The following is a 991-nucleotide window of genomic DNA, read 5'->3' as shown; positions in this document are numbered from 1 at the left end:
GGCTGGTGTTCAAGTGCGGGGATGTGCGCAGCGTCGCGCCCAGCGAGCTGGACGTGATGATCGCCCTGCATGCCTGCGACATCGCCACCGACTACGCGATTCACACCGGCATCCGCTCCGGTGCGTCGATCATCATGTGCTCGCCGTGCTGCCACAAGCAGATTCGCCTGCAGATCCAGAGCCCGGCGCTGCTCAAGCCGATGCTGCAATACGGCCTGCACCTGGGCCAGCAGGCGGAAATGGTCACCGACAGTTTGCGCGCGTTGTTCCTTGAAGCGTGCGGCTATGAGACCAAGGTGTTTGAGTTCATCTCGTTGGAGCACACCAACAAGAACAAGATGATCCTGGCGGTGAAGCGTGCCGAGCCGGTGGACAACGCTCAACTCCTGGAGAAAATCCAGGAGCTCAAGGCGTTCTACAACATCACCGAACATTGCCTTGAAACCCTGCTGCGGGCGGACGGTTACCTCGCCTGAGTGCGACGCAAATCAAAAATGTGGGAGCTGGCGCAGGCTTCACGCTGGTCTTGCGCCCCAACATCACCGTCACAATCACCCCGCAGGCAAACAGCCAGGTAATCGGCTCGATGTGTTCACCAAAAAACAGCGCCGAAAACGCGATGGTGAAAAAGATCTGCAACAGCTGAATCTGGCTGACCCGGGCGATGCCACCCATGGCGAGCCCGGCGTACCACGCAAAGAACCCCAGGAACTGCGAAAACAACGAGACATAACCAAACGCCCACCAGGTGCGCATGGAAATCGGCCCTTCGTGTTGCAGCGCCAGGTAGGCCACCGGCCCGATCAATACCGGCGTCGACAGCACCAGCGCCCAACAGATTACCTGCCAGCCGCCCATCTCCTTGGCCAACCGGCCGCCTTCGGCATAACCCAGGCCACCCACGGCAATCGCCCCGAGCATCAACAGGTCGCCCGCCTGGATGCTGCCGGCTCCGGTGATCAACGCATAACTCAGCACCAGCGCACTGCCC

General features: G+C 60.6%; 2 protein-coding genes. One reads left to right on the top strand and one right to left on the bottom strand.

What is annotated here, in order from left to right:
- Positions 1 to 476: methyltransferase (locus HX846_RS33155; RefSeq protein WP_178967043.1), on the top strand; the 476-nt coding region annotated here is incomplete at its 5' end.
- Here HX846_RS33155 and HX846_RS33150 read toward each other — a convergent pair.
- The coding region (locus tag HX846_RS33150; RefSeq protein ID WP_256740240.1) for a DMT family transporter at positions 424 to 991 on the bottom strand (568 nt) is incomplete at its 5' end. The two genes, HX846_RS33155 and HX846_RS33150, sit on opposite strands and share 53 nt — an antisense overlap.

Origin of the sequence: Pseudomonas sp. K5002, from assembly GCF_013386655.1 — a bacterium.
In the GTDB taxonomy this organism is placed as follows: Bacteria; Pseudomonadota; Gammaproteobacteria; order Pseudomonadales; family Pseudomonadaceae; genus Aquipseudomonas.
This window is presented reverse-complemented; position numbering and strand designations above follow the sequence as displayed.